Below are 7981 nucleotides of genomic sequence, written 5' to 3'. Positions count from 1 at the left end.
CCCGGATTCAACTGGCTAGTGCAACGGGCGGGTTAATGCCGAAAAATACCTGATTCGGTGTTTTCATGCCAAGGCACTTCCTCGGACGATTGTTTAGTTTTTCCATGACGTGCTCAATATCCTGTTCAGTAATGTCAGTGAAGTCGCTGCCCTTTGGGAAGTATTGGCGGATTAAGCCGTTGGTGTTTTCGTTCAGTCCGCGCTCCCACGAAGCGTAGGGATGAGCAAAGTAGAAGTCTGCGGCGAGCGCTTCGGCTATGATCTGATGGCAGGCGAACTCTTTGCCATTGTCCGAGGTAATGGTATGGACGTGAGCTGACAGCGGCCCGAGCAGCTCAATTACCGCGTCCTTGACACCCTCGGCCTCTTTGCTGGAAACCTTGGAAATAAGTGCCAGCCGTGATTTTCGCTCAGTCAGTGAAACGATCGCCTGCTTGTGATGTTTGCCTATGATAGTGTCGAGCTCCCAATCACCCAGGCGGGCTCGTTCGCTCACAATGCTAGGTCGCTTCTCGATAGAGACTCGATTGGGAATTTGACCGCGGCGATCATAACTACCGTAGCGCTTTCTCCGCGGCTTCTGGCAGCGCAGACGGAGGTGTAGCTGACCGCCCCGGCGCTTGTCCTCCAGAATGTACTGGTAGATCCACTCGTGGCTGATGGATATCTGCTCTTCCTGTGCCAACCAGAGACTGACCTGCTCAGGGCTCCAATCCTCGCACAGCAGCTCCTCAACCCGGCTCCAATGGCCTGGGGCAATACGAGGCTGTACCTTGCACTGACGGCGCTGTAGAGCTAACTGTTGAGCCTGTTTGGGCCGATAGCCCTTCAGGCCGCGATTGCGCCGCATCTCCCGACTCACGGTGGACTTGTGAACGCCGACGATGCTGGCGATCTCTGTCTGGCTATGGCCTGCTTTCATCAGGGCGTAAATTTGATATCGTTGCTCTTGGGTTAGCTGTGCGTAGTGTCTCATCTGTGCTTCTCATTCTTGCCGGAACGATGAGCCGAGATGCTACCGCAGCTCGCCCTCCATTCCGACTTATTGAGTTGCACTTACGAGTTGAATCCGGGAACCTGAATAATATCACCGACAAAGATTACTATCTGGCGTCCTACCGCAGTGGTGCTTTTGCTTATATCGGCGATCGGCGCAATGTTCGTTTGACGCTGTCATATGAGTTTTAAATTATAATGCTTAACGGGTAGTGAGGTTTAGCACCTCACTACCCGCCTGAGTGTTACTCATTTTTTATACCCTAGGAATTATCATGGCCGCTGATGCTTCTTTAAATGCTATTCCAGACGGAATATTAGCTGCTGCAGAGTACGAAAATCACGCTGCAAACCATCTAGCTGACAGCACACTGGCCTGGCTTCGAGGAGGTAGTGGAAACGAATATACTCTGCGAGCTAACCAGCAAGCTTTCCAGAGCCTAAATATTCGCCCTCAGCTACTCAATAACTTCAGTCAAGCAAGCACAAGACTGAAGCTATGTGGGACGAAGCTAGAGAGCCCCATGCTACTAGCGCCTGTTGGACACCAGCACTTATTGCATAAGGAAGGCGAGCTTGCTGTGACCAGAGCAGCTGAGGTGAGCGCTACCTGTCTAGTTGCCAGTACTATGAGTTCTCTCACTTTGGAAGTCATTGCTGAAGCGAGCAACTCAGCTAAATGGTTTCAGCTTTACTGGCAGCCGCGGCGTGAGGATACGCTTGACTTAATACGCCGAGCAGAAGGTGCAGCCTATGAGGCGCTTGTGTTGACTCTCGATACACCGCTGCAAGTTCTGAGTCATCGGGCTCAGCGTGCCGGCTTTGCGCAACTAAAGAGCACCACACCCGCCAACCTTAAAGATTATAAGCCTTTGCCACAACGCGCCCTGGCCCCAAACCAGAGTATCTTATTACATGGAATGATGTCCGAAGCGCCTGACTGGGAAGATCTTGCCTGGTTACTTGAAACAACCACCCTGCCAGTCATTGTGAAAGGAGTGGCCCACCCAGATGATGCCTTTCGTCTACAGTCCATGGGCGTCGCCGGACAAATTGTCTCCAATCATGGTGGCCGATCACTCGATGGCATGCCTGCCAGCCTACACTTGCTGCCAGCTATACGCGATGTCCTAGGGGCCCACTATCCGCTACTACTTGATGGTGGAATCCGCAGTGGGACAGATATTTTCAAAGCAATTGCCAGTGGTGCCGATGCGGTGCTTATCGGCCGATTACAGGCTTATGCACTTGCAGTGGCTGGGGCACTTGGAGTTGCGCATATGCTCAAGTTACTGCGGGATGAACTGGAACTGTGCATGGCACTTGCAGGCACCCCCACTCTCAATGACATAGGGCCTCAGTGCCTTATGGGAGCTATCTAATGTTAACGGTAATTAACGCTGTATTAAGTAAAGCCGAAGTCAGGCGATTTAGACAGCACTTAGATCAAGCCGAGTGGCAACACGGACAACAAACTGCCGGCACTCTTGCCGCAGAGCTTAAACATAATCAACAGCTTGATGACAACAACGCCATCGCCATAGACCTGGGCAACTACATTCTGCAACGCTTGGGTCGCCATGCGCTGTTCATTTCAGCAGCCTTGCCGGAAAAGATCTATCCGCCAAAGTTTAATTCTTATAGTGACGGCGGTCATTATGGGACTCATGTAGATAGTGCGCTTATGCAACTGCCAGGCAATCTTGGCACCCTTCGCAGTGATCTCTCTGCTACCTTATTTCTGTCCGAGTCAGATGAATACGCAGGCGGGGAGCTGAGCATTGAGACCAACTTTGGCGCGCAGCAGATCAAGCTGGCAGCCGGCGACCTTGTGCTGTACCCCTCTTCCAGCCTGCACCGGGTCGAGCCAGTTAGCCATGGTAGGCGTGTCAGCTCCTTCTTCTGGATCCAGAGCATGGTTCGAGATCATGAGGAACGCAGCCTACTTTTTGACTTAGATCAGTCGATACAAGCTCTAAGCCCCCGGCAAGCAAAGGCAGATCCTGATATCTTACAGTTGAATGGCCTGTATCATAATTTACTACGACGCTGGGCTGAAGTGTAGCGACAAAGTCAGCAAAAGCACCCTTTGCAATTGGCCACAGCTACTTGCTCATCAAGGCTTTGCCTACTATCCCTGTGTAGCAATCTTGGCCTAGGTCTTTATTGCTGAACCAACTTTGCTCAGCAATAAGTCCGATGGCACTGCGTTCTCAGCGAGCTTCATTTTGTTTTACCGAGAAACGGTAGATAGATTCTTTGATACGCGTTATTATCCCGCGCCGAGCTTACATTCTAAGCCATTTGTAACATCATCACCTGGTGACAAATATTGGCGTCGTTTGTGCCTATACATAGCAAAATAATATGGAGCCCTTAATGAGTAAAACCCTAAACTTGAAGCGCCTCAGTGCCCGCCGTGCCGCACTACCCTTGGCGGTATTGGCTGTCATTGCTGGTGGCGCCCAAGCACAAATCGAAGAAGTCGTTGTTACTGCCCAAAAACGTACAGAGAACCTACAAGAAACACCGATTGCTATCTCTGCTTTGACCAGTAATGACATGGAGAAACGCGGTATTTTGGACTATGACGATATCGTTAAGTCGATGCCGACACTGTCGCAAACGCCCTACCCCTCCTCTGACCTGCTCATCCTCTACATGCGTGGTCAAGGTGTATCCGATCCAATGCAGGTGACTAGTGATGGTTCGGTTGGTCTCTATATTGATGGACTCTATATTTCGCGTCCGCAAGGGGCCCTGTTTGACTTGGCTGGCTTGGAGCGTGTCGAAGTCTTGCGTGGCCCACAGGGTACACTTTACGGGCGTAACACCACGGGTGGTGCAGTTAACTTGATTACGGCTAAACCGACCGGTGAATTCGGCTTTAAGCAGAACTTGTCTTTTGGTAGCCGCGATTACTTTCGCAGTCTAACTACTGTGGACCTACCAGCTATCGGCGATCTTGCCGCCAAACTGACGGTGATGAAGCGCAACCAGGATGGCTACGTCAAAAACGCAGGCGGTGCCGACTTTGGCATGAACGACCAGTTAGGCGGACGCCTAGCTCTGCGCTGGGATGCTGCTGAAGACTTTACCGTCGATTACTCTCTAGAAACTGGCACGCTGGAATCTGCCCCTATCTACTACCAGAGCACCATCGACACCGGTCTGTACCCGGGCTATATCACCGGTGAAAAGCCTTCTGGAAAGACTTACCGCCCAATGGACCTAAAGCCCAGTGAGTCTGTTTTTGAAGGTCACGGCCTGACTTTAACTTGGGAAGCCACTGACTCGCTCACCGTTAAATCCCTAACAGGCTACCGTGAGCTGGAGTTCGACAACTATCAGAACTACGCCGAATCTTTCACTATCCCTGCTTATGCCTTTGACGGCATTGATAACCGCCAATTCTCACAAGAACTGCAGTTTATCGGTGATGTAGGCAACAACCTCGAGTACATCGTAGGCCTTTACTATTTCAAAGAGACTAGCGATCACTACCAGAACTATGTGACCGACCTCACTCCCGTGGGCGGTGGCATCGTCGACAAAGACCGCGATGTTACTTCAATTGCAAAATCACAGGCGATCTACTCTCAGGTAACTTGGACCCCACCGGTGCTGGATAATCGCTTGGAGCTTACCTTGGGTGCTCGCTACACCGAAGATGAGCGTGAAGCGACACGAGACTTCTTGGTCAATAACTTCCCACTGGAGCTAAATGCCAGTAACAAGCAAAGCTTTGAACAGTTTGACCCCTCTTTCACTGTTAACTTTTTGTGGAATGATGGTCTGAGCACATACGCCAAGGTCTCTACGGGCTATAAGGCAGGTGGCTCGTCAGAGGGATCTGCACCGGGAACTTTTGACCAGACTTTTGACCCCGAAGAAGTCACCACCTATGAACTGGGGCTAAAGTCAGAGTGGTGGGATCGCCGCCTACAAGTCAACACAGCGCTGTTCTACAGTGAGTTTACCGACATGCAGCTGGCCTTTACAGCAGACTCCTACGATGCCTCGCTGGTACAGTCCTACAACGCCGGTGAAGCGACAGTTCAAGGGGCAGAGCTCTCGGTCATTTTGATGCCTACCCCGGACCTAAGGCTACAGTTGGAGTACGCCTATCTTGACCCTGAGTATGACGAGGTGATTGCCAGCACCGGTTCAATCTTTGATCCGGTCATCAACCCCCTGTCTCCCTATCAAGTGGGGGATGAGATCAAAAAGCTATTCGTGGTGCCCTACTCGCCTGAAAACAGCGTGAACCTGACGGCTGACTACACTTTCTGGCGCACTGCTTCCATGGAAGCCAATGCAACGGTAAACTACAGTTACCAGTCGAAAGTCTACGACACCACACCAGCAGGCCCAGGTGTGCCTAACCGCGACTTTTACTCGCGCCCAAGCTACGGCTTGGTCGATGCACGCATAGGTTTTGTGTTTGATCTTCCACGTGGAGATACAGCAACAGTGGCTCTGTGGGGGCGCAACATCTTCGACAAAGAGTATCGTCAGCACGTAATTGGCTTAGGTGGCGCCGTAGTGCCTACGCCGCTTGGTCCCGCTGGCTTCACCTTCTCCGCAGTGAGCTGGGCTGAACCTGCCACCTACGGTATCGACCTGATCTATGAGTACTAATCACTAAGTAACAAAAAAGGCGACTTAGCCAGCAGGTCTAAGTCGCCTTTTAATTTTCACCAGCTTACTTAATCGGCTATGCAGTTATCGATTATTTCGCCTGTTGTACCGTCTTCTTGATGGTCAAAAAGAACACCCTCAGAACCTTTACCACTGCCTTTAATCCACCACTCTAAGTCTTCACCGGCGTAGCGCGCACCACTGGCAGAGACGGCTATTTTCATCTCCTGCGTATTCTCTTGATAATGGACGACAACTGTCTCTGTAGAGCTATACTCAGCTTCCAGTGACTGACCGCTTTCGCAGCTATAGCTCTGTGAGAAAGGTGCGAACTGCGAGCCAGCTGCTGATGTGGCATTACTCTCATCAGAACTTTGACCACAAGCCGTGATAAAGGCTGCCATAACAGCTGTGCTAATTAGGTTTTTCATATATCTCTCCTGGTGCTAAATAAAGAGGAAACTCACCTTCTACAGTGGCTTGCTACCACGCGCTTAGCTTAATATCCCCTACTCTTATCAACTATTAAAACAATTACTGCTCAACAGACACAGCTTTTATACAAAGTGATTAACACTATCCCAGCGATTGATACTACTAAGATCTACAGCTCTAGGACTAATAGGCTGGTCATAAGTTTCATTAAAAAGTCCTAACTTAGCACAGCCCCTAGAGGCCGTGGGCAGCAAAAAATGAGCGTAGTATTGCTATTTACTGTGGAACCTTTGCCGCATGAAGGCATCTGAGGCTAGCCCTTAGCTGTTGTGCTGCTATTATGCAGCGGTCTAATCAGCTTTCGCGTTACTCAGCCAAGCAGCTCAAGCTTTAAGCACTGCCAAAGCTTTCCAATGTAGCTGTTTATGGCAAAAATACAGCGGAGCTTCCGTCACCCCCTGCAATAGCGCTACTGTGCTTATTTGTACGACCTTACCCGTCCCCACTATGTTCGAAGGAGCGGACTGATGCCAAATACCGAAACCAGCTTAAACAAGGTGACTCCGATCCCGTCCGCCGATGCAGCTATCGAGACCATCGTGCACTTTGTCGAAACCGCTCATCCCGTTGACTTAGCTGCGTGGATCGCAGAGCTACCCTACGAACAAGCCAAATCAGAGATTTTGACTCTCGACCTGCAACGACGTGTAAGAACCTTTGGCTATTTGCCGGCTAGTTTTCAGGCAGAACTCGTCGCTTGGCTGAGCCGCGGTGAGCTCGCAGAAATTGTCACTCGGATGAGTGCCGACGACCGAGCCGACCTGTTCAAGCTGCTGACACCCGAGCAGCAACAGCGCCTGTTAAGAGACCTTGCGCGGGAAGAGCGGGAGGATATCCGCCGCTTGTCATCCTATGCCGAGGGTACTGCCGGGGCGATCATGACCTCGGACTACGCCACGCTGTCAGCAGACATGTCGACCCGGGAAGCTATCGGTCTGTTGCGCCGCGAAGCACCCGAAAAAGAAACCATCTATCGCTCGTATATTTTAGACAGCGAGCGACGACTTATTGGCTCTATTCGCTTACACGAACTGATCCTAGCTGCTCCTCATACGCCCGTTAGCGAGGTTATGGACCCCTCCCCTATATCTGCCACCTTGGATATGAAGCAAGAAGAAGTGGCGCAAATGATTGAACACTATGACCTACTCGCGCTACCGGTTATCGATGAAGGTGGCAGACTGGTGGGCATTATCACCCATGACGACGCCGCGGACGTTATGCAGCGTGAAACCACTGAGGACTTTCAGCGTATTGCTACGGTCAGCCCGTTCTCAGAAAATATGCGTGAGGCAAGTGTCGCGGTACTCTATAAAAAACGAATTTTCTGGCTGTCCTTACTGGTCATTGGCAACCTATTTTCCGGAGCTGGCCTAGCATATTTTGAAGAGACCATTTTGACCTATGTCGCACTGGTATTCTTCTTACCACTTTTGATCGACAGCAGCGGCAACGCCGGCTCTCAATCTGCAACCCTCATGGTGCGGGCACTCGCCACAGGCGATGTCACACTGAAAGACTGGCGCAACTTAATTTTACGGGAGTTATTAATCGCCACTGCACTGGGTTTGACGATGGCCGTGGTCGTCTCACCTGTTGGTTTGCTGCGCGGTGGATCCGATATCGCATTAGTTGTCGGTCTCACTATGATCATGGTGGTTATCATCGGTAGCTTGGTGGGTATGTCCCTGCCCTTCTTATTGAGCCACTTTAAGTTCGACCCAGCCACCGCAAGTGCGCCACTGGTAACAACAATCTCAGACGCCGTGGGCGTGCTGATTTACTTCTCCATTGCAACAGCCATATTAATCCCCTGAGCCACAGCGGGCCGCAAGGCCCGCTTGCACTT

General features: G+C 51.2%; 6 protein-coding genes. 4 read left to right on the top strand and 2 right to left on the bottom strand.

Annotated elements, in window-relative coordinates; translation table 11 throughout:
• Positions 1-7 precede the first annotated feature (7 nt).
• A complete protein-coding gene (locus H2508_RS01200; protein WP_182168589.1) occupies positions 8-976 on the bottom strand; it encodes an IS30 family transposase in 969 nt (322 codons plus the stop codon).
• A gap of 295 nt (positions 977-1271) precedes the next feature.
• Between H2508_RS01200 and H2508_RS01195 the strand changes: the two genes are divergently transcribed.
• The 3 genes from H2508_RS01195 (at position 1272) to H2508_RS01185 (ending at position 5637) form a co-directional block, all read left to right on the top strand.
• Positions 1272-2378 (top strand): alpha-hydroxy acid oxidase, encoded by a 1107-nt coding sequence (locus H2508_RS01195; RefSeq protein WP_182168588.1) that lies wholly within the window; start codon positions 1272-1274, stop codon positions 2376-2378.
• Positions 2378-3061, top strand: coding sequence for a Fe2+-dependent dioxygenase (locus tag H2508_RS01190; RefSeq protein WP_182168587.1), 684 nt, complete (start codon positions 2378-2380; stop codon positions 3059-3061). Before H2508_RS01195 ends, H2508_RS01190 begins: the two co-directional genes overlap by 1 nt.
• A gap of 314 nt (positions 3062-3375) precedes the next feature.
• On the top strand, positions 3376-5637 hold the full coding sequence (locus tag H2508_RS01185) for a TonB-dependent receptor (protein ID WP_182168586.1): 2262 nt from the start codon (positions 3376-3378) through the stop codon (positions 5635-5637).
• 68 nt (positions 5638-5705) lie between these two features.
• Here the strand turns inward: H2508_RS01185 and H2508_RS01180 are convergent, their stop codons facing one another.
• Positions 5706-6068 (bottom strand): MliC family protein, encoded by a 363-nt coding sequence (locus H2508_RS01180; protein ID WP_182168585.1) that lies wholly within the window; start codon positions 6066-6068, stop codon positions 5706-5708.
• Positions 6069-6599: 531 nt separating this feature from the next.
• On the opposite strand from H2508_RS01180, the gene mgtE reads away from it, so the two are divergent.
• The gene (mgtE, locus tag H2508_RS01175) at positions 6600-7949 is read left to right on the top strand and encodes a magnesium transporter (protein WP_182168584.1); all 1350 of its coding nucleotides are present in this window, start codon (positions 6600-6602) and stop codon (positions 7947-7949) included.
• The last annotated feature ends 32 nt before the right edge of the window (positions 7950-7981 follow it).

The organism is Sediminihaliea albiluteola (assembly GCF_014077625.1).
In the GTDB taxonomy this organism is placed as follows: Bacteria; Pseudomonadota; Gammaproteobacteria; order Pseudomonadales; family Halieaceae; genus Sediminihaliea; species Sediminihaliea albiluteola.
This window is presented reverse-complemented; position numbering and strand designations above follow the sequence as displayed.

What these genes read in the sequence shown, in the direction of transcription:
- H2508_RS01200 (WP_182168589.1), bottom strand. Translation starts at nt 976, where the DNA reads ATGAGACACTACGCACAGCTAACCCAAGAGCAACGATATCAAATTTAC.
- H2508_RS01195 (WP_182168588.1), top strand. Translation starts at nt 1,272, where the DNA reads ATGGCCGCTGATGCTTCTTTAAATGCTATTCCAGACGGAATATTAGCT.
- H2508_RS01190 (WP_182168587.1), top strand. Translation starts at nt 2,378, where the DNA reads ATGTTAACGGTAATTAACGCTGTATTAAGTAAAGCCGAAGTCAGGCGA.
- H2508_RS01185 (WP_182168586.1), top strand. Translation starts at nt 3,376, where the DNA reads ATGAGTAAAACCCTAAACTTGAAGCGCCTCAGTGCCCGCCGTGCCGCA.
- H2508_RS01180 (WP_182168585.1), bottom strand. Translation starts at nt 6,068, where the DNA reads ATGAAAAACCTAATTAGCACAGCTGTTATGGCAGCCTTTATCACGGCT.
- mgtE (WP_182168584.1), top strand. Translation starts at nt 6,600, where the DNA reads ATGCCAAATACCGAAACCAGCTTAAACAAGGTGACTCCGATCCCGTCC.